Genomic DNA, 26,858 nt, shown 5'->3' with positions numbered 1-26,858 from the left:
GATCCTCACCCGGCACCCTTCGGGTCACTGCTGCTCGACGATCCGTGCCTGCCGATCCTCGACGAGCTGCTTCCACCGGGCTCGGACGGCGTCCGGGCCGTCCAGCCACGTGGTTGGGGAGACGGCCAGCGGCAGGCCGGCCATGAAGTGCGCGACGTCCACGTAGTAGGCGTAGTCGCCATGCTCGGCGAGATTTCGCAGCCGATCGACCACGGCGCGGACCTTGTCGGGCTCGGCAGCAGCTGCGTGGTGCAGGGCGAGGACCAGCTCGAGGACCGCTTCAGCAGAGGTGATCCCGGCGGTGCGGATCTCGGCGCGCAGCGCGCAAGCGCCCTCGAGGCTGGCGAGGGAGCCGGCGCTGCGGGCGATGGCTGCGACCTGGACGGTCAGAGCGGTGGCGCGCTGGTCGAGACCGGCAAGAAGTTGTTCGGCGAGGGCGATCTCGTCGGCGGCCTGCTCGGGGTCGGTGAAGGCGATGGCCAGGGCGCGGTTGGCTTGGGCGATGGCCTGCTCGCCGCGGTTGGCGTGCTGCTCGGCCTCGGTGCGGGCGGCGGTGAACGCCGCGGCGGCCTGGTTCATGTCGCCGTGGGCGAAGTGGATGTCGCCCAGGACGCGATGGCCGCGGCCGGGCCAGCCCAGGGTGCCGGCCGTGGCTAGCGCGGAGGGGAAGTCACCGGCGGCACGGGCCAGATGGGCCAGGCCGCGGGCCGCGTCGGCGGCGAGCCGGCCGCCGCGGTCGGCGACCTGTCGCATGCCGTCGCGGGACGCCGTGCTCTGCCCCAGGTCGCGGTGGGCTTTGGCTCGGTAGTACAGGGCCAGGTCGGTGAGCTCGGTGGGCAGCAGGCGGCTGTCGAGGATCTCGTCGAGGCGGGAGACGGTGACGGAGCGGTGTTCGTGCTGGCGCCGGGCGAGCGCCGACAGGAGGGCTGCCAGGGCGTCGGCGGCGGTGGCGAGGTGCTCGTCGGCGCCGTCGCGGGCGGGCAGGGGGAGGGGTTCCCATACGTAGTCGTCGGTGTAGGCCCAGGCGGCGTCGGTGAGCCAGCCGAGGTCGAGTTGGTGGTCGCGGGCCAGGGCTAGGCCTTGCCGCAGGACGCCGACCAGCAGGCGCCGGTCCGGGCCGGGGGCCGTCTGCCACTGGTCGCCGAGCGCGGCCAGGGCGCGTACGGCGGCCTGGTGCCAGTCCTCGGGCGTCCAGCGGTCGTCGGTGGCGTCGTCGGCGGTGCGCAGGGTGGAGCGGATCAAGGCGTGCAGGTGGTAGGGCCACAGGGCGAAGGTGTCGTGGCGGACGAAGGGCCGCTCGACCATCCGGGAGGCGGCCGCCAGGTGGGAAAGGCCGGCGGCGGCCGTGGCCAGCTTCAGGTCGAAGGCGTCCAGCAGCGAGGCCGCGCGTAGGAGGTGGCGCTCGTCCGGGGTGAGGTCGGCCAGGGTGCGGGTCAGCAGGGCGGGGAAGTCAGCGCCGAAGTCCGCGGCGGCCGGCGTGTGGCCAGCGCGGTGCAGCTCGAGGAAGCGGTGCGCGGCGAGGTCGAGGTAGAGGGGCAGGCCGTGGGACTGCTCGGCGATGATCTGTCGCAGGTCGGCGTCGATGAGGGGTTGGCCGTCGCGGGTGAGGCGGCGGGCGAGGTAGCCGGTGCAGTCCTCCGGCGAGAAGTCGCCGATGAGGACCTGGCGGCCCGCTCCGGCGGGGGTGCCTGCGGTGCGGGGTCCGGGGACGGCCTGGCCGGCGAGCCCGGGCCAGGCGGCCGGCCCGGTCCAGTCGAGCTGGCCCTGCAGGGCGGGGTCGGCCCACTGCAGCCGCCCGCGACCCGTGACGATGAAGAACGCGTTGGGCAACAGCCACACCAGGCGCTGCAGGAGCCGTTCGAGGTCGCGGTGGGTGCGGGTGCCGGTGTCCTCGAAGGTGTCCAGCAGCACCACCGGGACGACGGCCTGGTCGGCGGGCAGCTGGCCGAGCTCGAACGCGAGCAGGTGCGGGTAGTAGGAGAGGGCGTCCAGGTCTGGCTCGGCGTCCAGGAGGTCGGCCAGGCGCGCGCAGCCGGCCAGGGCCCGGACCGTCTGCCGGCGCTCGCGGAGCGCGGTGGTCAGCGCGCCGGTGAGCTGGCCGATCGCGGAGCCGATGGTGCCGGGCAGCAGCAGGGCCTGGGCGATGTCGGCGAGCGCGGACTGCATCTGCTGGGGCAGCTGCTTGCCGAAGCGGGCGGCCAGGCCGCCGCGGCTCAGGTACTCCTCCAGCGGCTCGCCCGGGTGCTGGTGTTCCCAGTACCGGCGCAGGGCGATGTCGAAGGCGGGCAGCGGGCGGTTCAGATGGGCGGCGAGGGCGAGGCGGACGGTCAGGATGACGCGCTCGAAGTCGACGCCGGCGGAGCGGGCGAGGTCGATCCGGATGGGCAGGAGCGTCGGCCGGGCGGGCCAGCGGGGTTCGCCCCAGCGGGCCGGCCGGGGGCCTGTGCCAGCGGCGAGTGCGGCCTCCAGGGTCCGCGAGAGCGTGGTCTTTCCGATCCCGCCGGTGCCGTGGAAGACCAGGATGTTGTTGCGTGGCACCTCAAGGTCTTCCACGTCGAACGAGGCGGAGGCGAGGGTGGCCAGGTGCTCGCCGAGGGCGGTTTGGACCAGCTCCCACTGCCCCTGCCGGTTGGTGAAGGCCTCCGCGGCCTCCAAGCGCCGGTCGTTTGAGCTGAACAGCGCCCGCAGATCCCGTCCCGCCATGGCTCCCCCTGGTGATCGACGCCCCCTGTCCCTTTCAACCTATTCCTGATGACCGCCCGGTGAAGGTCCGTCAGGAAGAATTGGCTGGTCAAGTACACAGAACGACCCGAGGTGGTACCCGTGACCGACCCCCGCATCCCTGACGACTCCATGCCTCTGAGCCAGCCCGGCGGAGACGCCCGGCAGGCCGAGCACACCGTCAAGGAGGTGCTGCGCTGGTACCAGGCCCGCCTCGCCAAGGCCGGTGACCTGGGCCTGACCCGCGAGGCCATCGACGAGCTGCAGGACGCCCGGGACCAGGCCGCGGACGACCTGGACCTGCTCGAGGAAGCGGATGAGGACACCACGGTGCAGATCGCCGTGTCCTACGCCGCCAAGCTGAAGGAGCTCACCGGCACCTGATCGACCCGGCCGTCGGCAGCGGCAGAGCGCCGGGCACCGCCTGGTGCTCCACTGCGCGGGCCCGCCAGGCGGCGGGCATCAGCGGCTGCGCCTGCAGCGTGATCCCGTTGATCTCCTCGCGGAACCGGGGCAGGACCCGGTGCAGGGCGCGCTGGACGGAGTGGAAGCGCGCTGCCTCGCCGTCGCTGTAGGGGCGGCGGCGGGCCGCCGCCCAGGCCCAGGCGGCCCACCGGTCGCGGCCCCGCTCCCGGTGGTCGCCGTCGATCACCCGCACTGCCCTGACACGCGGGTCGGCCGCCGCAGCCGCCACGATGTTCTCGGCGACCCGGCAGGCCCGGGCGTGCGCGGCCGCGGTGGGGAGCGGGGTGGTGATGTCGAGCTCCAGGGCGCGGGCGTAGTCGACGAGGGTGCGCTGCCTGCTGTCAGCGTCCCGGCCGGCCAGGGCCACGACTTCGACCTGGTAGCCGGCCCGGGCGAACCGGCTGGTGCTGAGGGCGAAGCCGTCGGCGTCGGTGAAGTCCGGCTCGATGAGCAGGTCCCCGCGCCGTTCCCGCACGTACGCCTCGGCCTCGGCCTGCCACGCGTCGGCGTCCGGGCGCACCGCGTCGTCGGCAAGGCGGGGCGTGGTGTTGACCAGCTCGAAACTGTCCGGGTGGGCGCCGCGCAGGGTCTCCGGATCCAGGCGCACCGTGCCCGGACGCATGGCCCGGCGCAGCATCCTCGAGGCCAGCAGGTGGCCGGCGCCCGGCTCCCCGACGAGGTAGAGGACGACCGGGTCCCGGTGCGGTGCGGCCGAGCGGCGCAGGGGCCGGTCCAGGTAAGTCGGGGCGATCAGCTCGTCGAAGACCCAGCGGTGCTGCTCGGCGCCGAGCCGGTGGTAGCCGGTGCCCGGCGGGCCGGCGATCGGCTGCGCGATGCGGCGGACCGGTTCGGCGGCCGCCGCGGCCCGCTCCGCATCCCGCGAGACCGCCAGCCGCCGGTCCGCCGGCAGCCGCTCGTCGTGCACAAGGACCTCCGCGCGCACCAGGGCACGCTGGAAGCGCCGGGTCCTCGGGGCGTCCCACGGCCGCAGCCGCTCGGCCCGCACGGCGCCGGCTGCCGCCGGCGGCCGCGCCCACGCGCCATCGGCGGTCAGCTCGTTGCCGTACACCGGCTCCATCCCGCGACGGACCACGGTGACCCGGTCCGCCAGCTTCTCCGCCTCGACCACCGCGAGCGTGGCCAACAAGCCGTCGGCGCAGCGGTCCTGGGTGTCCCAGGCGACGTACCGTCCTTCGGGGCCGAAGTACCGGGCCAGGACGCCGAGCTGGCTGTCTGCCTCGGGAACCGCCAGAGCGACCAGCTCGATCCGGTAGCCGGCCGGCCGGTACAGGGCAGCCACCGCGCGGGCCTCGGCCGGATCGGCCAGCGCCAGCTCGACCACCACGTCCAGGGCGGCGGCACGCGCGTACGCCTCGATCTCCGCCTGCCACCAGCGGGTGGCCGCCCGCACCGCGGCTCCGGCGGTCCGTACGTCCCGCTCCAGCACCGTCTGGTACTCACGGTGCGCTTGCTTGTAGAGGTCGCTGGCTATCCGGACCGCTCCTCCGCGGCAGTTGAGCACGTTATGGATCATGTCAGCCGCAGTCGATTTGCCGCTGCCGGGAGGCCCGGCGACGACCACGACCACCGGCCGCTGCTGCGGGACCGCCCCGGTGATCCACTTCGGTAGCAGGACGTCGGCCAAAATCCGGCGGGCCTCTAACTCGGGCAGTCCTGTTGGCGTCACGTACAGATCTGGCACCCGCACTCCCTCGCTTGGTTCAATCTAAGGATAAATCCAAGGTAGATCCAAAGCCAAAACCCAAGGTTAAGGAGTGTAGGGTGTGTGGCGGGAGGTGACGTATGCCAACAGAGGACGAGCTGATCGAGGCGGTGGATGCTCTGCTGGCCGGCGAGCCTGAGATGCCGCCACCGGCGGAACGGGCCCGTCTCCGCAAGGCGGCCGGGATCACCCAGGCCCGGCTTGCGGAGGTCCTGCAGACCACGACGCAGTCCGTCAAGAATTGGGAGTCCGGCCGCAGCGAGCCGCGGCCGCCGCGGCGAAAGGCGTACCTGCGCCTGCTCAACGGCTGGGTGGCACTCGACCAGGAGCGCCGTCGGCAGGCCTGACCCCGGGCCGCCCGGCCTCGGTCGATCCCAACTCCGGGGCCGCCACCGCACCATGGTGGCGGCCCCACAGCACGTTCCGGACCTGCGCGCCCTGGCCAAGGCGCAGCCAGTACCCGTCCCCGGCAAATACATTGAGCAGCACGAAGACCGGGACAGCAGGGGGCAGGGATCATGGAAACCGAAGGCGCGCCGCATCACACCGGGGCAGCCGGGACACCCCAAGCACCCGTGCCCGTCCCCAAACCGGGCGGCCCGCCCACCGCCGGCGCCTTCCCGGTCCCGCCCGCGCACGCACCGGCCACCGGCCCCTCGCTGCTCGACTGGCTGCGCACCCCGCGCCCGGAAGCGCCCGCAGGCGTGTGGCGGCTTGGATATGCACCCCGGCCCGAGCAGGCCGCCGAGCAGACCCCGGGGAAGAAGCTCCTGAGCAGCGCGCTCATCAGCTTCCTGGCCTGCGTGCTGGTGTGGACCCTGCTGCGCAACGGGCTGATCCCGTACTGGACCCTGCCGCCCCGCCTGTTCACCCCGGGGGACTGGTGGACCCCCCTGACCCACGACCCGGTCGGCCCCGCCGGCCAGACGGCGCTGTGGGTATGGGAACTACTCATCGACGGCGCGTTGCTCTACGGGTTCGGCCAGCTCGGCGGCTGGCGCACCGCCTGGGACCGCCTGGCCACCACGCAGGGCCCGTGGGTGCGGATCGTGGGCGTCGCCCTGGTGACCTGGCTGGCCATCAAGCTGGTGACCAGCGGCGCCATTCCCGTCCAAGCCCTCGTCTACCAGCACCTCGTGCCCTTCGACACCAGCACCACCCCTCAGGCGATGCAGCGCAACGCCGACCGCGTCGACATGGCCAACGTGATCATCAACGTCGTCATCGGGCTCGGCGTCGCGTGGGCGGGCGGCCTCCTCGGACTCCTACGGTCCCGCTTCGGCAAGCCCGCCCCGCAGCCGGCCGCTGCGGGCGTCGCGGCCCCGGCCGTCGACCCGGCCGCATGGCCCGATCTGCGCGCCGCCGGCCTGACCGAAGCGGCCGACCGCCTGGGCACCGAAGCAGCCAGTGGGCGCATGACCGACGTCGACTACGCCCGCATCCGCCGCGCCTGGACCAACTCCCGCAGCGCCCCCGCACGACAGCGCGCCTTCACCGAAGCCATCCGAGCCAAGGGCGCGGCCGCCTGCGTCCACCCCTCCGGCGTCCGGGACCTGGCCGTCCGCGCCGCCCGCCACGACCTGTACACCGGCCAGGTCCGCCTGGGCGCCGTCGCCGACGGCGAACGCAACCCCTACCCGATGCGCGGCACCGGCCTCGCCCTGGACCCCACCCTGCTCGGCACCTCCCTGCTCGCGGTGGGCCCCTCCGGATCCGGCAAGACCGGCCGCTTGGTGCGGCCCGTGGTCGAATCCCTCGCCCTCCACGCCCTGGCCGGTCAGGCCGTCGTGATCGCCGTCGCCGCGGCCGGCACCCGCCTGGGCCCCGACGAGAGCTACGACGTCGTGATCCGCCTCGGCGACCCCGCCTCGCCGTACGACCTCGACCTCTACGGCGGCACCACCGACCCCGACGAAGCCGCCGCCATGCTCGCCGAGGCCTTCACCGGCGACGTCCCTGGCGCCGACGTCCGCCGGGCTGCCACGGTCCTGGCCCAACTCCTGGGCCCCTTCCGCGCCGTCCACGGCCGGTTCCCCGCCGTACCGGAACTGCGTGAACTCCTCGACGGCATTCCCCAGGCCTTCGAGGAGCTCCGCGCGAAGCTGACAACCACCGGCCAGAGCGGCATGCTCCGCGAACTCGATGCCCGCCAGCGTCAGCAAGGCGCCGCCGGCGACCCCGGCCCCCTGCTCGCCGACCGGGTCGCCCTCCTCGACCGGCCCGCCTTCGCCGACTTCTTCGACACCTCCGGCAACAGCCACCCCTTCACCCTGCGCGCCCTGGAACACCCGCTGCGAGTGCGCATCGACCTCCCCGAGCGCAGCCACACCGACGCCTCCCGCATGCTCGCCCGCCTGATCCTGGCCCAGTACACCGCCGCCGTCGCCGCCCGCACCGACCGCAGCCTGTTCGCCTGCCTCGTGATGGACGACGCCGCCCACACCCCCACCCCGCAAGCCATCCGCGACATCGCCCGCCTGCGCTCCCACAACGCCGGAGTCGTCCTCGCCCTGCGCACCCTCGACGACGTCCCCGAGCACCTGCGCGCACCGCTCCTCGGCGCGGTCGGCTGCAAGGCCGCCTTCGCCGGCATCACCACCTGGGACGGCGCGCACTTCGCCAGCGCCTGGGGCACCGAATGGGTCGAGACCCGCGACGTCACCCAACGCACCGTCTTCGCCGACCAGCCCCTGACCCGCGCCATCCACAGCTTCCGGAAGCTGGTCACCGGCAAGGCGGTCACCACCGACGCCGTCACCGTCCGCCAGGTCGAACGCGAACGCTGGTCCGCCTCCGACCTCGCCCACGCCGTCCCGGCCGGCTGCGCCGTCGTGTCCCTGACCTCCGTCCGCGGCGAACGCGCTGCCCCCCTCCTTGTTCAGCTAAACGGCTAGATCGACCCACGACCTTTTGGCCCCCGGTAGGGACCGGGTCCAAGGCGTAGCCAGGGGCCGCTCCCCGAGGCTGCTACGTGCCGCGCTGATCTTCCTTGCCTGAGCTGCTGGCTCGGCGGGTCATGAAACGCCGGCACCCGAGGAGTTCCTTTTGGCCAGGTCAAGGGTTGTCCACTTTTTTGGCGTCGTTTCTGCGGACCGCGGAATGGTGGATCGGATCCACCCCTGCGGGCGACAGTGCTTTCGTGAAAGACACTCACTCCCGCGTGCTGATCTCCCTCTTGGTCGGCATGCTCGCAGCAGCCGGGTCCGTGATCCTCTCCATGCTGGACAAGGCACCCGCAACAGATGCCGTCCGGAACGCCGCCGTTGCATTCGGCGGAGCGGTAACCCTGTGCGCCCTGGTGTTCGGAATGCTCAAAGGCGACTCGGGAGAGGAGGGCCGGTGAACCGCTACTGGGCCGAAGGCATCCACGTCGAACCGACTTGGGATCACCACGGCGACGAGTCGTGGTTCGGGGACCGGATGGTGAGGGTTGCCGGCCACCTCTTCCCGCCCCGCTTCCGCATCTTCATGAAGTGCGACGCCAGCCAGGTCGAGATGTGCATCGCCCTGCAGGTGGACCAAGGAGGCTTCATCGAGCAGGAGAACGGCACTACGGTCCACGGGGTCTCGTCGGACCAGCAGAAGGACCAGGTTCGCGCAGCCGCCCGGAAGCTGGCCTTGCCTCTCGCGCTCGCCATGATCCCCTTCGGCGCGGCCCGGGAGACGGAAACGGGATGGGAATGGGTCGCTGCGGCCTGGTCGCCGCCCGCGGCACGGAAGGTCGGTGAGCACCTGGCCGGCGCGCAGCTCCTCCTACTCAAGGAGCTCCGGCGGCGAACGGGAGCGAAGTGGTGGGACATCTACTTGCCGCGGATTGAGGAGACGGCTTTCATCGTCGCTTGCGCACCATCCGAGAAGTCGACGCGGGCCGTGATCGTTGAGGACGTATGCCCACGCACCTGTGTCAGCCGTACGCAGGCCTACCTCGACCTGCACGCCGCCCGCGAGCTGGGCCTCATCCCCCCGGCACGATGCGACTCGGCTGGGAACCCGCTCAGGTAGTCACGCACGTCCGCGCTCCGAGGCCGACCCGGATCCGACAGCGCTGCGGCGCCCAGGAAGGGTGCGCGAAGGCCGTGCCGGCATGCGGGTTCCGGAGTCTCATGAAAGCCCACCGACCGTCCTCCCCTCGTCCTAGGGTGAGGGTCGTGATTCCTGATTTTGTGGCACATCTGCGGAATGCGGTCGGTCCGGATTGCCTGCTGTGGCTGCCGGGGGTGATGGGGGTGGTGGTCGATGAGGACGGGCAGCGGGTGTTGTTGCAGCGCCGGTCTGCTGCGGGCCGGTGGACGCCGCTGAGCGGGATCCTGGAGCCGGGGGAGGAGCCGGCTGCGGGGATGGCGCGGGAGGTGGAGGAGGAGACCGGGGTGCGCGTGGTGGTGGAGCGCCTGGCGGCGGTGACGGTCTCTCCGCCGGTGCGGCACGGCAACGGCGACCGGGCCCAGTACCTGGAGCTCGTCTTTGCGTGCCGGCCGGCAGGCCCGGGCCAGGTGCCGCGGGTCTGTGATGACGAGTCGGCAGAGGTCGCCTGGTTTCCGCTGGACGCGCTGCCCCCGATGACCGACCGGATGCGTGAGGCCATCGCCCTGGTGGAGAAGAACGAGCCGCAGGCCTGGTTCGCGCCGTCCCCCTGACCTCGGCCCGCCCCCGGCCCGGGCCCGGCTCGCTTCCGCCCCGGCCGGGTCCGGCCTTGGGGGGAAGTCAGGTCAGCGCTTGGGCGAGACGGTCGCGGGGCCGGCCGGTGAGGGAGTGCTGCAGGCTGGTGGCCCGGGTGCGGACCAGGCCTTCGCGGTAGGGGCCGGGGAGCCGGGTGAAGACGCCGGCGGCCATGTCGGCTGCGGCGTTGGGGTCCTTGTCGGTGCGCAGGCAGGTGGCGGTGTCCATGGCCAGGAGCGCGCGGGTCATCACCGAGGGGGAGTCGGTCAGGGCCAGGGCCTGATCCTGTGCCTGGTAGGCGGCCTTGGTGTTCCCCAGGAGGGTGTAGGCCTGGGACAGGTGGACGTGGTGCTTCTGCTCGGGGTAGCCGAACCAGGTGTCCGCCGTCGCCTGGCCGTCCAGGCGCTCGGCCAGGGTGCGCAGGTCCTCAAGGGCGGCGGTGGCGCCGCGCCGGTCGCCGAGGGCTGCCAGGGAGCGGGCCGTGACGGCGGCGGCGAGCGCACCGGCTGCGCTCGGGGCGCGCCCGGCTTCGCGGCGGGCCTGGGCGGCGATCTTCGCGGCTGCTGCGGGGGCGCCGTAGTTCAGGGGGACCATGGCCTGGCGGGCCAGGACCCAGGCGCTCATGTGCCGGTCGCCGGATTCGCGGGCCGCCCGGGCGGCGGTGGTGAACCAGTGGTGGGCGTCGACCTGGTCGCCGCGGTCGTGCTGGACGATGGCCACCAGTCCCGCGATCCCGGCGGCGGTGCGGGCCAGGTCGGCGCGTTCGCGCACGGGGTGGGGGCGGGCCAGGGCGTGACCGAGGAGGTCGAGGTCCTGGTGCATCTCGGCCAGGACGGCGTCGGGGGAGCGGCCCCGGTAGCCGCCGCGGTGCCGCTCGAACGCGGCCTGCAGGTAGTCGAGCTCGCCCTGGGCGGAGCCGGCCAGGGCGCCGTCGATGCCCTCACGTGCCCGGGCGATGCCGGGCAGCACGCTGGCGCCGGCGGCCGCGACCGCCAAGCCGAAGTTGCGTCGCTTCACGTCGTTCTCCTTGTTCTGGGCCTTTCGGTATCGCTGCGACGTGGCGACGGCCGCGCGCACCTGCTCGACGGTGATCTCGTAGACAGCGGCGATCGTGGGGTGCCAGTGCGGGACGGGGAACCTCTTCTCCGTCTCCCACCGCTTCAGGTTCGCCTCGTCGAACGGCCGGCCGTGCGCCTGCCCGATCAGGCGTCCTTGCTGTTCTCGGGTCCGGTCAGCGCCTTCGCGGATGGTCCGGAGTAAGACGCCGATCCCGTCTGGAGCCACCATGGCATGTCTCCTTGGCCTGCTGCCGGTGTGAGAGCCCATCGTGGCCCCCCAACCTGGTACCCCGCCCGGGAATTGGCCCCCTTGCCGGCTCCCCTGTGGGGGTGTGCCCGCGCTGCACCATGAGCGAACGCCGCCCGCCGGCCGTGACAGGCCCACCGGGCTCCGGTCGCCGGGCGGCCCCACCTTCTCCTTTTCGCGGAGGCACCCTTGAACCTCCTGATCACCGGCGCTGCCGGCTTCATCGGCTCGGCCCTCACCCACGCCCTGCGCGCCGCCGGGCACACGGTCACCCCGCTGGACAACCTGTCGGTCACCTCCCGGCGCCCGGCCCCGACGGGCCTGCAGGTGCGCGACGTACGGTCGCTGACGGCACGTGACCTGGACCGCTGCGACACTGTGGTGCACCTGGCCGCACTCAAGTCTGTCCCGGCCAGCTTCGAGGTGGGCGGGTTCGAGCACAACGTCGCCGTCGACCGCCACCTCCTGCACACCTTCGCCGCCTCCACCGCCCGCCGGCTGCTGCTGGCCTCCTCATGCGAGGTCTACGGCCAGCAGGACGGCCCGCTCGCCGAGAGCGCCCCGTACGCGCCTCGTTCCCCGTACGCGGCGGGCAAGGTCGCCACCGAGCAGCTGGCCGGCATCTACCGGCCCCGCCTCGCCGAAGGCCGCCAGGTCGGCGTGGTGCGCTTCTTCAACACCTTCGGCCCCCACGAAGACCCCGACGCCGTCGTCCCCGCCTTCCTCGACGCCGCGGCCGAGGACCGCCCGCTGGTGATCGAGGGCGACGGCACCCAGGCGCGGGACCTGACCTACATCGACGACGCGGTCACCATGCTCATCCGCATCCTCGACGCCCCCGGGCTGCTGCCCGTCGTGAACTGCGGCTCCGGCCGTGCGGTGTCCGTCAACGACCTGGCCCACGCGGTCATCCGCGCTGCCGGCCGCGGCACCCTGGCCCACGCCGCCCCCAGGATCAACGAGATCGACTCCTTCACCGCCGACCAGAGCCTGTTCACCGCGAGGTACGGGCCCCTCGACCGCACTCCCCTCGATGAGGCCCTCGCCCGGAGCCTCGAAGACCGCGCACGGCTCGTGCCCGCGGCCGCGGGCAGCTGAACCCGGCGCACCCGCCTTCTCGCGGTCTGGGCCCGGTGCTCCTGCCGGGCCCAGACCACGAGCCCACCGCCGCCCCACAGCACCGGGGAAGGGAATCCGTGAACGACCCCACCGCCCCACCGTCCGCGCCCGACGCCGGCGTCCTCCACGTCACCGGCGGCCACCGCCTCGAAGGCACGGCCTCGGTCCAGGGCAGCAAGAACATCGCCCTACACCTGTACGCCGCCGCCCTCCTCACCGACGAACCGCTCACCCTGACCGGCGTCCCGCACATCCTGGACACCCAGATCTGCGCCCAGATCCTCACCCACACCGGCACCCGGGCCCACATCGCCGGCGACCACTTCGAGGTCGCCCCGGCCGCCGCCTGGCACCCCGTCATCCCCGACCACCTCGGCGGGCGGATCCGCACCACCGCCGTCATGGCCGCCGCCCTCCTCGCCCGCGCCGGACACGTCCGCTTCCCGCTACCGGGCGGCGACGCCTTCTGCCACCGCCTCATCGACCGACACCTGGCCGCCATGGAAGCCGCCGGCGCCACCGTGGACGTCACCGACACCCACGTCGAAGCCCGCCTCACCGGCCCGGGCCCGACACCCTTCACCACCGACGTGACGACCAAGAATTGGGGGCCGAGCTTGGGCGCCACGGTCACCGCGATGCTGCTGGCCGCCCGCGCCCGCGGCACCTCCACCATCCTCAACCCCAACACCGAACCAGAAGTCCGCGCCACCGCCGCGATGCTCAAGGAAGGCGGCGTCGGCGTCACCTGGGAGGGCACCCGCGTCCTCCACGTCACCGGCACCGACCGCATCGCCGGCGGAGCGGTCCGGGTGCCGCCGGACCGACTGGAGGCTGTCACGCTCGCCTTGGCCGCAGCCGTCACCGGCGGATCCGTCCGCCTCGACAGCGTCCCGGTCGCCGCGTTCCCCGCCGCGCTTGTGACCACGCTCGCTGACACCGGCGTCGAGCTGGTCCCCGACGGCGGTGCTACCCTCGCGCGCTGCCCCGCTGGTCCCCGGCCTCTCCACACGGTGACCGCCTCCGCCACCTGCACCGACGTCCAGCCCCAACTGGCCGCGCTCCTCACCCAAGCCCCGGGCACCTCCCGCATCGAGGAACGGATCTACACGGCCCGCAACACCCATGTCGGCCCCCTCAACGCCCTCGGCGCCCGCATCACCGCCGACGGCCCGACCATCACCGTGTACGGCCCGTCGCCCTTGCGCGCCGCGCACGTGGAGGGTTCGGACATCCGGGCCGTCGCGGCCCTCGTCATCGCAGCACTCGCCGCCGAAGGCACCTCCACCATCCACGGCACCTACCACCTGCACCGCGGCTATAGCAGCCTGCTGCCCAAACTGGTGGCCCTCGGCGCCAAGGCGGAGGCCACCGCGGCGTAGCGCGCGCTCCGCGGGTCGCCACCCTCACCGGTGGCGGCCTCGGTGGCGTCCTGGAAGCGGCCCCACCACGGTGGCTGGGTAGACGGGTTCGCGAATCGGTCTGCAACCACCGCGACGCGCGCATCGTCTGCCCGCGTTCGGCGTTGGTCACGGGTGAAGACCGCCGCCACCTGCCACCTGTGTCCCGGCATCCAGACTGCCGCCGAGGTGCCTCCCGTGCTCCTGCGTCCGGCCTCTGGGATGCCGCGTCGAGTGGCGCTCTGCGCGCCCTGCCACGCCGGCCGTCCGGGCCGCGACGACGATGTTCTCCTGGCCGTCGACTTCGCCTGGCGGACGCTCCACGGGGATGCCACCGCGCTGCTGCAGGCCTACGCCGAGCATCAGTGGATCCCGTCCCGGGCCGAAGGCGAGTTCGCCGGCGACCTCGCACGTACCCGGTGGTGCGAGGAGTCGATGCGTGCCGCAGTACGTGGCGCCGGCGACGAGGTCCTGGCCGGGCGTCTGGTCGGCGTGCTGCACCCCACTGCCTACGTCGTGCTGCGCGACGTCGCACCGGCCGACCCCTCGCTGCACTCGCTTCGCTGCCTGATCGACACCGTGGCATCAGCAGCAGAGGACACTATCGGCGCGCTCCGGCTTCTCTGAGCCGGTCACCGCGCAGGGCGTGCTCGTCCGGGCCGGCTGGCGGGTTACTCCGAGCTGGTCTGCGGGGACCAGACGGCGGGTCCGCCGCCGCGCCACTCGATCAGCAGCTCGTCGTCCAGGCGGACGTCGTCGGGATCCAGGCCGGCCCGTCGCAAAAATTCGAGAAGATCACCGGGTCCCAGGGCGCGGCCGAGGATCTCGCCGTCGCACCGGACGCGGCGTCCGCCTTCGGCGTCGGGCGGGTAGATGATCACGCGCAGGGTCATCTCCCCACCCTGCGGCGCCCCGCTCACTCCAGCACCCCGAGCGCGGTGTCGGGCCGGCACTGCGGGCAGGCGGGTACTCCCTCGGCCAGCGCCCGACGTGCTTGCTCCACGCCGAGGGCCGCGGAGCGCTTCCCTGCATCCCAGCACCCGCCGACGTGCACCCGCACCGCAGGCCGGCCCGCCCCGATGCTCCGCTCGATCAGCCACGCGGGCGGCTCCGGCGGGGGCAGCCGGCGCGCGGCCTGGGCCTCGCGTTCCTCGGCGCTGGTCAGGGCCTGCTCGGCCCTGCCGAGTTCGTTGCGGAGGTAGGTGACCACGGTGCGGAGGCGGGGCAGGTCAGGAGGAAGTTCGGACACATGTTCTATTCTATGGCTGGAATCAGCCCACAGCGTCAAAACGGGCTGCGTGACGCTTTGTGTTGGTGTCGTCGCAGTTCACGGGGTGCGTGGTGCCGTCGTGGGTGGTGGGTTGGGGGCGTACGATCCGGCCGTGGCGACCATCGAACTCACCGACGAACTGATCCGAATGCGCCGGATGGCGGACGAGGCGCGGGCGCGTGCGACGGCGGGGGCGTACAGCGCGGAGGCGTGGCGGCCGTGGCTGGAGGCGTCGGCCGCGGTGCATCAGGCGATCACCGACCACGCCGCAGCGACGGGGCAGAACCGGTACGAGGTGGAAAAGGCATTGATCACCGCGGCCAAGGCGGATGGCGTGGACGGCGCCCCCGCGGAGTGACCGGTGGCTCTCCGTCCCGGTCGTCCGGGTGCGTCAGTGGACGATGCGGAGATCGGGGCCGCGGGGCGGGGCGGTCCTGGGGGTTGGATCCCGGCCCGCGGTGTCCCGTTGGCTCGTGTGCCCCGGATCGCGATCGGCATCCACAGCGAGTACGTCGAACGGGACCGGCACGCGTGTGGGCTGAGGCGGGGGCGGCGAGACTGGGTGGGGGGCGGGTGTGAGGAGGTCCCCGTGGTGCTCAGGCCCCCGGTGGAGCCGATGCTCGCGAAGGCCACCGAGGTGCTGCCGACCGCCGGCACGGTGGCGTATGAGCTCAAGTACGACGGCCACCGGGTGCTGCTCTTCACCGGCGCCGGCCCGGGCGGCGAGATGCTGTTGCAGACCCGGCGCGGCTCGCTGGTTCAGGACCGGTGGCCCGACCTCGTGGCCGCCGCGGAACAGCTGCCCGGCGGCCTGGTCCTCGACGGCGAACTCCTCGTCTGGGACCCGGAAGCCGGCGCCCTGTCTTTCGAGGCCCTGCAGCGCCGGGCCGTCGCCCGGGCCCGCGGCGCCGGCGGCCTCGCCGCAGCGTTCCCCGCCTACATCGTGGTCTTCGACGTGCTGCAGCAGGACGGCCAGGTGCTCCTCCAGCTCCCGTACGCCGAGCGCCGCACCCGCCTTGAGACCTTGTTCGCCACCTGTGCCCTCGCGGCCCCGTGGACGCTGTGCCCGATGACCACCGACGAGGCTGCTGCCCGCGAGTGGCTCGAGACCTGGACCGAGGTCCCCGGCCTCGAAGGCCTCGTCATCAAGCCCCTGAACAGCCGCTACGCCCCGGGTGCCCGCGGCTGGACGAAGGTCCGCTGCAGGGACAGCCTCGAGGCGGTCATCGGCGCCGTCACCGGCACGCTGGCCCGGCCGCAGCTCCTGGTCCTGGGCCGCTACGACGATGAAGGCCGGCTGCACGCCGTCGGCCGCACGAGTCCGCTGCGCGCCGAGGCCGCCCGGCAGGTCGCCGGGCGCCTGGCCGCCGCCGGCTCCGGGCACCCGTGGGAGGGCGTCCGCTTCGCCTCGGCCTGGGGGAGCCGCGACGCTCTGGAGGTGACCCTGGTGCGCCCGGAGGCGGTCGCGGAGGTGAGCGCGGACCGTGCGGTGGACCGGGGCGGGGTCTTCCGCCCCCCCGGTCAGGTTCCTGCGGATCCGCCAGGACATGACGGTCGCCGACGTCGCCCGCTTCGGGGAGGGACCGGCCCCTGTCATGTGATCCACTTCGGTCCGGCCGGGTGTCACATCGCTTGTCACATCCATCTGTGACACGGCGCCTGTCACACCCTCTGACCTGTGTGACTCCCCCCAGAACCCCACGCCTTTCGCGAGTGTGACACGGCCTGCGATCGCCTCACGGGCCCGGCCCGGGAGGTGGCAGGCTGGGCGGGCGGATGCTGCGTGGGTGGGCCGGCGGGCGGCCCGATCGACGGCCTCCTGCTGGTGTGCTGCTCAGGTCGCCACGGACCAGATGGGGACGCCTACTCCGTGTTGGGCGCGGGCGCTGAGAGTTCGGTGAGGACTTTTGCAGGGGGTTCGAGGCCGATGCGTTGCCAGCGCAGTCCGCGGGCGTCGATGAACTGGATGGTCAGGCGCGGGTTGGTGGCGGTGACGGGGAAGTACCCGGTGTCGTCCCGCGGATACAGCTCCCCCTCAGGGGTGTATTCACCCCAACCGGCTTCGACGAGCTCAAGAGGTATGGACTGGCCGGGGGCGACGTTGTGGAAGATCCGTTGGGCTTCTTCAGGCCAACGGATCGGGATGCCGCCTCCGCGGAGATCGGCGTCGGCGCGGATGATCCGCAGTTCAAGGAGTGGCTCACTGCTGTGGTTGATGACTGATGCCGTCGCACGGCCGAGGGAGGAGACGATCAGGCGCGCCTGGCCGGCTTCCCGATCGGCGTTTTCCCTTCGCCTGGCACGCATCTCGTCCAGTCCCAGCCCGAGGGCGACGATGGTTGCGGCCGCGGTCGCGATCGCGCTGGCGGCGTCCCAGAAATCACTCATGCGCGGACGGTAGTGCTGACGGCTTCTACGTGGAGGCATTTCGCCGACTCTCGGTATCAGAGCTCCTGGCAGAGCGCGGTGTTGAGGTCGGGCGCGGACCGCTGGGTGTGGCCCGGGTGTCGGGGGTGCGGGGGCCGTGGCCGCTCTTGTTCGACTGGGCCCGGTGTCGGAGTGGCGTATCAGGGGAGTTTGTAGGCGTTGAGGTGCGACTGGGTGTTGACGTAGAGCAAGCCGTCTCCCAGGAACCAGTTCAGAGTCGCCTCCTTCATGTTCAACCGCCAGGCCACGCTTCCGTCGTGGGGGTCGATTCCGTCGAAGCGGTTTTTTTCTGAATTGAAGTAGACGAGATTGTTGCCGACGGAGGCGCCGCTCCTGTATATGTCGTAATCCTTCTTCCATTCGATGTGGCCGTCTTTGATGTCGAGGGCGTTCAATTTATAGTCATCTGCGAGGAATACGGTGCCTCCGACCAGCAGGGGGTACCAGTCTGTGCTTCCCCCCAGTTTCGTCTTCCACTCCAGTTTCCCGGTATCGGCCGACAGGGCGTAGGCGTATCCGTCGTAGGATGAAAAATAGACGGTCTTGCCTTTCGCCAGCGGTTCCTTCCTGATGCGGGCGTGGCCCGGGGTCGTATAGGTCCAGATCTCTCGACCGTCCGACGCTTTGAGCCCGCGCACTTTACCGTTGGGGGTGGTGATGATGACCGTATTTTCGGAAGCGGTCATGTGATCGACCCACATGTCTTCCTGCTCTTCGTGTTCCCATTCTTGTTTGCGGGTCTTTGGGTTGACGGTGACGATGGTGCTGTTGACCAGGAAGTGAATGGCTGAGTCCGAGGCGCAGGGGCGTTCTCTGGATTCGTCACCGAAGTCGTCGTATTTCTGCTGCCAGAGTGCCTTCCCGGTGTTTGGGTTCAACGCTCCCACGCTGTTCGTTCCAATTCCGTAATACACGGCGCTGGGCGTATAAAGCGGGCAGCTGTAGTTTTTCCCGAGATCGGCAGACGTCCATCTGTCCGCCCCGCTGCGTGCGTCGAGAAGAGTTATCTTATTGCCCGAGACGTAGTTGACCGCCCCGTTGCGTATATCGGTGCAGTATGTCTCGCTGGTGAACTTCTTTTGCCAGGCTGGTGACTGGGGAATCTTCTCTGTCAGGTCCGGGGGGCCGGAGTCGCAACCTGTCAGGCTGGCCAAGATCACGGTCGTTGCCGCTGTAACGGCTTTTGCGATTCGGAATCCGGAGTGCCGGGTCTCGTTCATTTGAAAGTCTCGGCAGGGAAGAAGGAGAGAGTCTGGTTGGCCCCTGCCGTATATACGCCGCTTTGCGTGGCGAGCATGAAGGTGATGGCGTTGTTCTGATTGCTGTAGTTGTGCAGATATTTCCCCGTGCTGGCGTTGAGGGCGATGAGGCGATATTTTTCGTCTCGATAGTAGAGGCGATCCTGTGATGCGGTTATGGGGCCCTCGATGTTCATGTAGGAATTTTTGTGTGCGTAGGTGTTGTGCCATTTCTCCTTTCCGGTGTCGAGGTCGACCGCCCACAGGTAATCATTGGCGTCGTCGTTAGAGCAGTAATACAGGGTGTGGCTGTCGCGTGCCAGGTTGGTTCCGGTCATCTGTTGTTTCGAAACCCATAGCTCTTTCCCTGTTTCCGCATCCAGGGCCCTGATGGAGTCCTTGTCCGCCACTACGATCTTCCCGAATGCTTGCAGCATTCCGATTCTGATGCCGGGAGAGGGGAATTTTTTGTGCCATCCGGGTTTTCCGGTGGCGATGTCTAGCGTTCGCAGGTTCCCGTCCTTCCCGTGAATGTAAACTGTGTCCTCTGTGGCGACCATTTCTGGGTTCTTGTTCTGGCTGCCGTCCCAGTCATCGTCGAGTGTGTAAGTCCATAGGCGCTTCCCATCGCTCACGCGGTGGGCCTGCACGAAACTTGCCCATGCCGAAAAAACCGTGCTCTGGTTTGCGATGACGGTGTCGGAGACGACGGTTTTATCCGTCCATCCTGGTTTGCCGTTAATGGCGCTTGCGGATTGCAGTGTGTCATTGTTGGCGAAGATCACGCTATTGCCTGCGACGGCTACACGGTCCTGGCCGTAATCTTTGGTTGTTACTTCCCACAGTTTATTGCCGGTGGTGGCGTCGATGCCGTAGATTCCACCGTAATGGGCAGGCGCTACGATGATCCCGTTGCTGAGGATGGGCTGCCCGTTCAAGGGGTGGGGCAGTTCGGTGGACCATTTGGCGCGGGCGCCGCTTTCGGCGCTTGCGGCGGGATTCGCCTCTTCGTCCTTGTTGGAGTGGATGGCCAGTATCAAGAGGACGACCGCGCCGGTAATCGCACCAATTCCGGTCAGTGCGGTAATTGCCGTGTCGCTCTTGCGGCCCTGCTGTCTGGGTGTGCTCTTCCCGCCATCGGATGGGCGCGGTTGCGCATCGGAGGCCTCGCGCAGGCGCGCGGCAGCAGCATCCCGTGAACCGGCACGGCGTGCTTCCGCCTTGGTGGTGTGCTCCCGCTCGCCGGTGTCCCTGGGGCGTCGCGGGGCGTTGTCACCGTCGGCCGGAGTCGCGGGCCGGCGGCCCTCAAGAGATCCGATCATGTCCGGCCCCACGTCGGACACCGGAAGCTGCCGGCGCGGCGGCTGTGGCTTTCGCCGCTGGTCAGGGGCGGCGGGCGGGGTTGTTTCCTGGCGGGGAACAACCCTGGGCTCCCGCTCGATCCTCTCGACTTCCTTGCCCAGGGCTTCCCAGGCCCCGTCGACGACCTGCTCCGCCGCTGTGACCGCAGCACCGGGAGCTTGCGGCTGCTGCAGCAGCGCGTCACGGGAGCGGTAGGCGGCGATCAGCCGCTCCTCCGCGTCAGCTGCCTTCCGCTCCGCGGCCACCCGGAGAGTCTCCAGGGCAGCGATTCGCTGACTGCCTGCTTCCAGGCGTGCGAGGGCGCTTTTCTCGGCCCGACGCGCATCGGCGAGGAGGACACCGATTTGCGTGCGGGAGCGCAGTACGACCGCGTTGCTGTCCGACATGCGCCGGTTGCGTTCCTCTGCTTCTCCCAGCTGCCGCCGGACCTCCTCGAGCTCTTCGCGTGCCCGGCTGGCTTCCTCTTCATTTCGCTGGGCACGGGACTGCGCGGACTGCAGGTCTTCACGCAGCTGAGAGTTCTCGCGCGTCAGCGCGTTTTCTGTCCGGGAGTGCTGCAGGTCCTGCTGCAACAGCAGGTCGGCCAGACGCTCCACTTCCCGCTGCGCCGTCCGTTGACGCTGTCCGGCCTTACGGGCTGACGTGCTGAGTTCGTCATAACGGTCCGAGAGGCGAGAGATCTCTTCCTCCGCCTCCTGAGCCTGCGCACGCAAGGCACGGGCCTCGCGTGCCGCCCCCTCGGCTTCCCGACCGGCAGCGGCCAGACGTAACCGCGAGCCGTTCAAATCCTCCTGGCACCGATCCAGCTGCGCCCGCAGCTCCCGCTGCTCACTGACAGCACGATCCTTCTCCCGCAGGCTTTCATCCCGCTCATCCATCAGCCGGTACAGCTTGTAGAGGGAAGCGTTGGTGGCCTTGAGCGCCCCGTAGTACCGCTCGAGCACATGGGCGCGCGCCTCGTCCGGCAACGGCTGCCCGGCGACCTCCTCCACATAGGCGAGCAGCTTCAAGAGCTTGTCCCGGTCGGGTACCCGCTCCCCGTTGCGGAAGCGCGAAAGGGTCGCACCGCTGAACCCTTGGCCCAGCGCCTTGGCGATGTCGGCGCTCAGGACCCCGAGCTGCTCCAGCCGGTCGAAGAACTCGGTGCGCAGCAGCGCGGCGAATTCCACCTGCGGGCTGCGCTCGGCCCCCGACGGCAGAGGGGTCTCCGGCCGCCCTTGCCTACGCGGTCCCCCCGAGCCGGCCAGCTCATCGGGCGAGGGCTCCTGGCCGTCATTCACGTCCCACCCCCACGGGTCCGCAGAACTTCTTTGTTTCCCCCTGTGACCAGCATTTTTCCCTGTAGAGGATCAATTTTCAGCGGCCGACGATGGTGCCCTCAGGGCGAACCGACCCTGACAACGGACCAGTTGAACGGGAAGACAATCATGCTGGAGCACACCACCTCGCCGAGGCCAAACGGTAAAATCTCAGCCCGCCGCCTCACGCACCGCATCGCCGCCGCCCTGAGCGCCGCAGCTCTGATGCTGCTGCCGCTGACCCCCGCGTACGCCGCCGGCGCCACCCCCGGCCCGCTGCCCGGCATCGCCGTCACCGCACCGGCCTCCGAGCAGCCCGGCCCGGCCACCGAGCCCACGCCGAGCACCCTGCCTCCGAGCAGCTACCCGGCCGCGGCACTCCCGGCCCCTGGGCCGCCCCCGCCCCCCGGCCCGCTCCCGGGCCCGCCCGTGGACTCCCAGCCCCCCGGCGTCAGCGCCTACCTCCCCGCCCACGACGTCATCACCATCCTCGTGATCATCGTCGCCTTCGTCCTGAGCCTGCGCTACGGACCAGCCGTCGCCCAGAGCACCGTTCAGGGTGTCCTGCGCCTCGTCCGTCGGACACCGCCGGCCCCGTGACCCGGCAATCACGGGCCACTCCCGCCAGGCCGCGGTCTTGGCCTGGCTGCTCGCCCACGACAAGATCACGGTACCCACGGCCGAGCCGACCGGGACCCTGGTCCTGTCGGCCGGCGCCCGGGGCACGCGCCGTTTCCGCCTCGATGAACCGCACCTGGAGACGGCCGCGGACGTGGGCGGCGAGGACCGGGTGGCGGCCTGGTTCACCGACACCGACGCCGAGGAGGTCACCACGTTCACGACCAGCGCGACGGGCGCCGCGGCGCACTCCCTGACCGTCCCCGGCCGCACCCCGCTCGCGGTCCCCGGCGGCGTGCAGATCGCCGACCGGTTCACCACCGCCTCCGGCTCGCAGTACCTGACCTTGGCGTGGCCGGCCGGCCCGCGCGGTGCTGCTGCCGCCTCGGGCGGCGGCGTGGTCCGCCACGGCGTCCCGGACGCCGGCCCGGGCCTGGAGTGCGTGTGCCGGGAGCGCGGGTGCGGCGGGCTGGTGCCCGGAGCACGGCACCTCGGCAGCCCTGGCGTTGGAGTGGCGCCCCGCCGGGGGCCTCCAATGCGAGGCGCTGGCCGGGCGACGGCGGTCCGGGGCGGGGGCCGGGCGCGCTTGCTGATGCCGGTCCGGCCGGCCGTGCCGTGGAGCCCGGCTTCGGGCGGCTCGAACCTGGTGCGAGCCGATCGTTCGGCCCGGGGCGGCTGCTGGCGGGTGCGCTGTCCTTCCGCCCGCGCGCGCCTTGATGCGCAGTGCCGAGTCTCCGCTGGCCTGGCCGGCAGCGATGGAGAGGTGTTCGTGCTGGTCAGGGGGTCAGATGTGGCCGTGTGGTGCGTAGTTGGAGGGGGCGTACCAGCTCGGGCGGCGGTGGGTGTGGCGTAGCTCACGTGGCTGTCGAGACGTACGGGCATCCGCATTTGGGCGCTTGCTTCGTCTTCTAGGTGAGAGGGGTCCAGTCAGCCCCCTCCGCTTTGTTGCCTGGAAAGGAGCCGAGCGTTTATGGCTTGGCAATCTCTGCTGAGCGGCGGAGACATGGTGGTGCTCGCAGCGCTGACCTCGTTCCTCGCCGCAGCCCGGACGCTGTCCCCTGCAGCGTCCCTGTTCGTGCTCGGCTGGCTCCGGATCCTCCTGGAGCGTGAACGCCGGACCACGATGACCATGCTCGCCGCTGCCCTCCCTCCGGGAGGCTCGATCGTTGTCCGCGAAGGCGGGCAGGACTGGGAGATCAAGGACGCCTTGGCGCCCCCGCAGGTTCTTGTCGTCTCGAACCAGCAGGTGCGATGAGTACGCCCAACCCGCTCGCGGGGACGCTCGGCAAGGCGTCCCCGCCCCGCACCGTCCTCGAGGCCACGGTGGAGGCCCACAACGCAGATCTCCTGAAGAGTGCCATCTGGCACGCCAACGGAGACACGCAGCTGGGCGAGGACGTTCTCCAGCAGGTCTACGAGAACGTCCTCAAGAGGATCGCCAAGGACAAGGCGGTCCCCGAGGACTCCGAGGCACTGACCAAGTACATCCGCCGGGCCATCATCAACGGCGCGAAGGACCATTACAAGACCTACGGGAACAGGGTGTTCCCGCACGGGTTGGAAATTCCTCACCAGAGGGAGGAATGTGCAGACGGCAACCCCGAAGACGGGGTCGTCTTCGCCGCAGCCTACAGGGAGATAGCGGACCGGTTGCACGTGCTGATCGCGAAGCTCCCGGAGCGGCAGCGTGAAGTAGTGAACCTCATGTTCTGGAAACAGATGACCAAGGAGCAAGTGGCCGACGAATTGGGTATAGCCAAGCAGTCCGTCGCTCGGTACCTCCGGCTGGCAAAGAAGAACCTCACGGCAGAAGCCACAAACATCCAGAAGGAGGTGGTCGCGTGAAGTACGGGGATGTGCTCATCGTCGATGAACTGCACCGCCTCGACCGGGTCGCAGCTCGGCTGCTGCAGCTGATGCTCGACCGGTTCCTGACGGAAGAGGTGTCTTTTCAGACGCCTGCCTGCGACGGACAGAGCGAGGCCGGCCGCCACCTGGCGGCCGGCCGCCCCGGCATGCCCTTTTTTCGGAGCACTGCCGCGGCAACAAGAAACGACAAAGCCTGGGAAGAGCTTCAACATCTCTTGGGCATCGCGGATCTTTCCGGTCCCCAAGCCCGCCGAATTGCTGAAATCTGGGAGGTTCTGGGAGAGGACCATGACGCAGAGCTCTGGTGGCTGGTCGCTGCAGAACTCGGAGACGAGGACGCGATCGACTATGCGGAGATACTTGCAGAAGAGAATGCAGAACGCGGAACAAACCCGGTGAAGGTGTCGGGACTGGTCTGCGAGGCGCTCAGGGCGGGTGATTTGGGGATCGCTCAATTCATTGCGTCCGGGGGGCGCGAAATTGAGCTCCGCGATCTCGTTCGGCGGTTGCAGTCCGAGTGCATTCCGGAAGAAGGGAACCACTCTTCCGTTGTGCAGCCCCCGGCCCCGTTCAGGAATCGGCAGGATAAAGCTGCTGTCAGTTCGCTCCGCGATATACGAGGGAAGCGCGGAACGGACGAATCCTGGATTGGCGGGGAGGGGGCGTTGCTAGCTAGCGGTAGCTGATCAGTCCTCCTGCCTGTCCTTAGAGGCAGGAAGCCTGTGTTGATGCAGTCAGGCGACAAAGGGCGGCCACTCCTCAGGGGAAGGAGTGGCCGCCGCGCCGTCCCCAGCGCTCTTGGCCGCCGCGGACTCGTCCGGGACGACTTTGTCCTCCGCTCTCTGGCTGCCCTGACCGTTCTGGCGACGTCCGGCGGGGTGTGCTCCACCCGCGGCCGCCCTACCCGCCGGTGGGGCTCGTTGGTAGCGCCTTCGGAGGGGGTCCGGCGGGACCCGGCCCGCGAAGCGGGCACCGACACCGGTTGGGTCGATGTTCACGAGAACGGATCCTCGTGTACAGAGCCAGACAGCGTGCCCTGACCGACCTCAAGCGAGCGGCAGTCGGATCTCCGGCCGCGCGGCGCTCCGGTTTTGCCCTGCACGACGTTGCCGGCCGCATGAACGGATCTCCGACCGCCATGGCGCACTGACCTGCAGGCCGCCAGACGTCTCACGGCCGGGCGTGTTGGGGCGGCGGGTTCGAGCCGAGTGTAGAGGATCTTGGTGTGGGGTTGGTGGGGTGGGGGGTTAGGGTCCGGGTAGCCCGGGCCGATATGGCGTGCGCGGGTGAGGCCCGGTGCCCAGAGCGCTCTGGGGGCAGTACCGCCGGGCCGCCTCAACTACTTCCCCGCGGTACGCGCGGCAGTCACGAGTGAGGGCTGGCCGGTGCCCGGCCCGCGTGCGTCTCGCTCGAGGCGGGTCCCCCGGTGGGCGGGCGGGGCCTGCGCCCAGCTCCTCCGACAGGTGTGGCGCCCGGGGGCCTGCCGCCCAGCTCCTTCGGCGCCCGGGTGCCGTTGTGCTGGTCCGTGAATCGGTTCACGGCCTTGGGGGTGGGTGGAATGGGTCAGGGCCGGTCCCCTGGCGTGGGGGCCGGCCCTGGTGGTGAGGCACTCGCGCGCCAACGCGGTGCTCTCTCTGTCCCTGTTGCGGAGTCACCTACTTCAGGGGGCCGCCGGTTTCCCGACGGTGTGCTGGCCCAGCTTCTCTCCGCCGACCACACGAACACAACTTCCGCTTGGACGGGGGCGGACGAATATCGGGCGGGGGTCAGCGTTGCACGGCCTTGCTCGGGGTCCCGCCGGCGGCGTGTGTATGGACCGGCTTAGGTCGGTGCGGCTCCGGTCGGTCGTTTGTGCAAGTCAGGAGGCTTGCTGGGCAACGGTGGGGAACTTCCGCGAGTTCAGGGACACCAGTGAACGAATCACGGCGCATTTCAGGCCTTTCGGACGGGTGGTGAAGAGACGGCGCTTCGGGTGTCGGCGGGGTTCTGCCATGCTTGTAGTCCCGGTAAGGCGACGCCAATCGCCTCTGGGGGAGCGCCAGTTGGCGCTGCGGAGTCACCCATTTTTGACGGGAGGGCGCTGTCCCGCGCCCTCCCGTCCTTCGACGACTTCAGGGGCGCCGTCCTCGGTGTCCCGGACAGGGGCGTGTGATGCGTGTACGGCAGGAGGCTGCCCGGACGGGCGGGCGGCAGGACGGCGGGCGGGGCCGGTCGACTGGTCTGACGATGCCGCAGGCGGTCGTGATCAGCGTGGTGTTGCCGGTGGTGTTCGTCCTGGCGGTGGTGCTGAGCCTGCAGGGAACGCCGACCGGCCAGGTCTTCCAGCTGCTGGGCGGTGCGGGCGCGATCGGTGCGGCCCTGATCGTCGCGGTGATGCCGGGCCGCCGCGGCGTGATCGCGGCGGCGGCCCGGGCTGCTCTCCAGGCCGGCCGGTAAAGGGGGCGGGGCGTGGGACGCCGTGAACTGCCCGTCGACTACACCGTCTGGGCGCGCGGCCGACTGGCCCGCGCGCTGCGGGAGCTGCGGGTGCAGGCCGGGCTGACCTATGACGAACTCGCTGTGCGGACCGGGCTGTCCGCGGCGACGCTCAAGCGCGCGGCCTCGGGCCGCACCGTGCCTGCCTGGGAGACGATCACCAAGCTGGCCGAGGCCTGCGACGGTACACCCGAGGAGTACATCCAGCTGTGGCGGTCCGCCCGGGCCGCCGACCGCGGCCGCATGAAGGAGCTGCGCCGCCCGCCAGCACCAGCGCTGATCACCACGGCCGGACAGTTCAGCGAGACCTTGGAGTACCTGTACGAGAGCTCCGGCGCGCCGTCCCTACGTGAGCTCCAGGCACGGGCGGGCGGCGCGCACCTGCTCCCCATCAGCTCGGCCGCCCGGATCGTCACCCGCCAGGCACTCCCGGCCAGCCACCAGCAATGCGCTGCCTTTCTGACTGCCCTCGGCATCGGGCCCGGCCAGCTGCGTCGTCTCGTCGACGCCTACGACCGGATCACGGCGCACTCGACCGCTCCCTGGCGCGCACTCTCTGACCTCGAGGAGGCCTTCGGCATCAAGGCCGCCACGTTCGATGTCCCGGGTCCGGACGATGGCTCGGGTCTTGTCTATCGGCTCGACCCCCGCAACCTCCCCCGAGGTGTCGCCTTGAAGAGCCAGATGCTGCTTCTCATGGACCCGAGCGGCCGTATAACGGACGTACGCACGTAGCACCACCGGGCGGCCTGACCCCTTCTACTGGTCCCATTCCACTCCGAGGTCGGCGAGGGCGGCGAGTTGCACAGGGTGGAGTCGGTTGCGGCGTTGTCGCGTGTTGGCGAGCCACACCCCGGTGCGGTGCTCCGTCCCATCCGGCAGCCGTACCACCGCGCTCCGTCCCGGCAGGCC

25 protein-coding genes and 1 pseudogene are annotated in these 26,858 nt (G+C 70.6%); 18 read left to right on the top strand and 8 right to left on the bottom strand.

Going from position 1 to position 26,858, the window contains the following annotated elements; all coding sequences use genetic code 11:
- Positions 1-24: 24 nt before the first annotated feature.
- On the bottom strand, positions 25-2,703 hold the full coding sequence (locus AB0O40_RS20975) for an ATP/GTP-binding protein (protein ID WP_365043597.1): 2,679 nt from the start codon (positions 2,701-2,703) through the stop codon (positions 25-27).
- Between the two features lie 120 nt (positions 2,704-2,823).
- Here AB0O40_RS20975 and AB0O40_RS20970 point away from each other — a divergent pair, with 120 nt between their 5' ends.
- Positions 2,824-3,105, top strand: a complete 282-nt coding sequence (locus AB0O40_RS20970; protein ID WP_365043595.1) for a hypothetical protein — start codon at positions 2,824-2,826, stop codon at positions 3,103-3,105.
- Here the strand turns inward: AB0O40_RS20970 and AB0O40_RS20965 are convergent.
- Positions 3,092-4,873: a zeta toxin family protein gene (locus tag AB0O40_RS20965; protein WP_365043664.1), complete on the bottom strand. Its 1,782-nt coding sequence runs from the start codon at positions 4,871-4,873 to the stop codon at positions 3,092-3,094. The two genes, AB0O40_RS20970 and AB0O40_RS20965, sit on opposite strands and share 14 nt — an antisense overlap.
- A 116-nt stretch (positions 4,874-4,989) precedes the next feature.
- Between AB0O40_RS20965 and AB0O40_RS20960 the strand changes: the two are divergent.
- From AB0O40_RS20960 to AB0O40_RS20940, 5 genes and pseudogenes are all read left to right on the top strand, one after another.
- A pseudogene (locus AB0O40_RS20960) lies at positions 4,990-5,226 on the top strand (helix-turn-helix domain-containing protein); the annotation flags it as partial.
- A gap of 258 nt (positions 5,227-5,484) precedes the next feature.
- Positions 5,485-7,803, top strand: coding sequence for an ATP/GTP-binding protein (locus AB0O40_RS20955; RefSeq protein ID WP_365043592.1), 2,319 nt, complete (start codon positions 5,485-5,487; stop codon positions 7,801-7,803).
- A gap of 245 nt (positions 7,804-8,048) precedes the next feature.
- A complete protein-coding gene (locus tag AB0O40_RS20950; RefSeq protein WP_365043589.1) occupies positions 8,049-8,252 on the top strand; it encodes a hypothetical protein in 204 nt (67 codons plus the stop codon).
- Complete coding sequence (locus tag AB0O40_RS20945; RefSeq protein ID WP_365043587.1) at positions 8,249-8,911, top strand: hypothetical protein; 663 nt, start codon at positions 8,249-8,251, stop codon at positions 8,909-8,911. The genes AB0O40_RS20950 and AB0O40_RS20945 overlap by 4 nt, the downstream gene beginning before the upstream one ends.
- Positions 8,912-9,057: 146 nt before the next feature.
- Entirely contained in the window at positions 9,058-9,543 is a 486-nt protein-coding gene (locus AB0O40_RS20940; protein WP_365043584.1) for an NUDIX domain-containing protein, read from the top strand.
- A 67-nt stretch (positions 9,544-9,610) separates the two neighbouring features.
- On the opposite strand, the gene AB0O40_RS20935 is transcribed toward AB0O40_RS20940, so the two are convergent.
- The gene (locus AB0O40_RS20935) at positions 9,611-10,852 is read right to left on the bottom strand and encodes a transcriptional regulator (RefSeq protein WP_365043581.1); all 1,242 of its coding nucleotides are present in this window, start codon (positions 10,850-10,852) and stop codon (positions 9,611-9,613) included.
- A 207-nt stretch (positions 10,853-11,059) separates the two neighbouring features.
- Between AB0O40_RS20935 and AB0O40_RS20930 the strand changes: the two genes are divergently transcribed.
- The 3 genes from AB0O40_RS20930 (at position 11,060) to AB0O40_RS20920 (ending at position 14,016) form a co-directional block, all read left to right on the top strand.
- On the top strand, positions 11,060-11,968 hold the full coding sequence (locus AB0O40_RS20930) for an NAD-dependent epimerase/dehydratase family protein (RefSeq protein ID WP_365043578.1): 909 nt from the start codon (positions 11,060-11,062) through the stop codon (positions 11,966-11,968).
- A 98-nt stretch (positions 11,969-12,066) separates the two neighbouring features.
- A complete protein-coding gene (locus AB0O40_RS20925; protein WP_365043575.1) occupies positions 12,067-13,371 on the top strand; it encodes a UDP-N-acetylglucosamine 1-carboxyvinyltransferase in 1,305 nt (434 codons plus the stop codon).
- A 240-nt stretch (positions 13,372-13,611) separates the two neighbouring features.
- Positions 13,612-14,016 (top strand): hypothetical protein, encoded by a 405-nt coding sequence (locus tag AB0O40_RS20920; RefSeq protein WP_365043572.1) that lies wholly within the window; start codon positions 13,612-13,614, stop codon positions 14,014-14,016.
- Between the two features lie 44 nt (positions 14,017-14,060).
- Here AB0O40_RS20920 and AB0O40_RS20915 read toward each other — a convergent pair whose 3' ends face one another.
- Entirely contained in the window at positions 14,061-14,282 is a 222-nt protein-coding gene (locus AB0O40_RS20915; protein ID WP_365043569.1) for a hypothetical protein, read from the bottom strand.
- 23 nt (positions 14,283-14,305) lie between these two features.
- Positions 14,306-14,638 carry a DUF6233 domain-containing protein gene (locus AB0O40_RS20910; protein ID WP_365043566.1) on the bottom strand — a complete coding sequence of 111 codons (333 nt, stop codon included), beginning with the start codon at positions 14,636-14,638 and terminating at the stop codon, positions 14,306-14,308.
- Between the two features lie 133 nt (positions 14,639-14,771).
- On the opposite strand from AB0O40_RS20910, the gene AB0O40_RS20905 reads away from it, so the two are divergent.
- Positions 14,772-15,017 carry a hypothetical protein gene (locus AB0O40_RS20905; protein WP_365043563.1) on the top strand — a complete coding sequence of 82 codons (246 nt, stop codon included), beginning with the start codon at positions 14,772-14,774 and terminating at the stop codon, positions 15,015-15,017.
- Positions 15,018-15,248: 231 nt separating this feature from the next.
- Complete coding sequence (locus tag AB0O40_RS20900) at positions 15,249-16,310, top strand: ATP-dependent DNA ligase (protein ID WP_365043560.1); 1,062 nt, start codon at positions 15,249-15,251, stop codon at positions 16,308-16,310.
- A 212-nt stretch (positions 16,311-16,522) separates the two neighbouring features.
- Here AB0O40_RS20900 and AB0O40_RS20895 read toward each other — a convergent pair whose 3' ends face one another.
- The 3 genes from AB0O40_RS20895 to AB0O40_RS20885 all read right to left on the bottom strand — a co-directional run bounded on the left by AB0O40_RS20895 (position 16,523) and on the right by AB0O40_RS20885 (position 20,855).
- Positions 16,523-17,047: a hypothetical protein gene (locus tag AB0O40_RS20895; protein ID WP_365043557.1), complete on the bottom strand. Its 525-nt coding sequence runs from the start codon at positions 17,045-17,047 to the stop codon at positions 16,523-16,525.
- A gap of 179 nt (positions 17,048-17,226) precedes the next feature.
- Positions 17,227-18,306, bottom strand: coding sequence for a PQQ-binding-like beta-propeller repeat protein (locus AB0O40_RS20890; protein ID WP_365043554.1), 1,080 nt, complete (start codon positions 18,304-18,306; stop codon positions 17,227-17,229).
- Positions 18,303-20,855, bottom strand: coding sequence for a PQQ-binding-like beta-propeller repeat protein (locus AB0O40_RS20885; RefSeq protein ID WP_365043551.1), 2,553 nt, complete (start codon positions 20,853-20,855; stop codon positions 18,303-18,305). The genes AB0O40_RS20890 and AB0O40_RS20885 overlap by 4 nt, the downstream gene beginning before the upstream one ends.
- 258 nt (positions 20,856-21,113) lie before the next feature.
- On the opposite strand from AB0O40_RS20885, the gene AB0O40_RS20880 reads away from it, so the two are divergent.
- From AB0O40_RS20880 to AB0O40_RS20850, 7 genes are all read left to right on the top strand, one after another.
- Complete coding sequence (locus AB0O40_RS20880; protein WP_365043548.1) at positions 21,114-21,584, top strand: hypothetical protein; 471 nt, start codon at positions 21,114-21,116, stop codon at positions 21,582-21,584.
- A gap of 37 nt (positions 21,585-21,621) precedes the next feature.
- Positions 21,622-22,455 (top strand): hypothetical protein, encoded by an 834-nt coding sequence (locus AB0O40_RS20875; RefSeq protein ID WP_365043545.1) that lies wholly within the window; start codon positions 21,622-21,624, stop codon positions 22,453-22,455.
- 150 nt (positions 22,456-22,605) lie between these two features.
- Positions 22,606-22,857, top strand: coding sequence for a hypothetical protein (locus tag AB0O40_RS20870; protein WP_365043542.1), 252 nt, complete (start codon positions 22,606-22,608; stop codon positions 22,855-22,857).
- Positions 22,854-23,447, top strand: a complete 594-nt coding sequence (locus AB0O40_RS20865; protein WP_365043539.1) for a sigma-70 family RNA polymerase sigma factor — start codon at positions 22,854-22,856, stop codon at positions 23,445-23,447. The genes AB0O40_RS20870 and AB0O40_RS20865 overlap by 4 nt, the downstream gene beginning before the upstream one ends.
- Entirely contained in the window at positions 23,444-24,157 is a 714-nt protein-coding gene (locus AB0O40_RS20860; protein WP_365043536.1) for a hypothetical protein, read from the top strand. Before AB0O40_RS20865 ends, AB0O40_RS20860 begins: the two co-directional genes overlap by 4 nt.
- 1,465 nt (positions 24,158-25,622) lie before the next feature.
- Positions 25,623-25,907, top strand: coding sequence for a hypothetical protein (locus AB0O40_RS20855; RefSeq protein WP_365043533.1), 285 nt, complete (start codon positions 25,623-25,625; stop codon positions 25,905-25,907).
- 12 nt (positions 25,908-25,919) lie between these two features.
- A complete protein-coding gene (locus tag AB0O40_RS20850; protein ID WP_365043530.1) occupies positions 25,920-26,681 on the top strand; it encodes a helix-turn-helix transcriptional regulator in 762 nt (253 codons plus the stop codon).
- Positions 26,682-26,858: the final 177 nt, after the last annotated feature.

This window comes from Streptomyces sp. NPDC089919, from assembly GCF_040684615.1.
In the GTDB taxonomy this organism is placed as follows: Bacteria; Actinomycetota; Actinomycetes; order Streptomycetales; family Streptomycetaceae; genus Streptomyces.
Note: the sequence above shows the minus strand (reverse complement) of the source record. Positions and strands in the feature narration are given on the sequence as shown.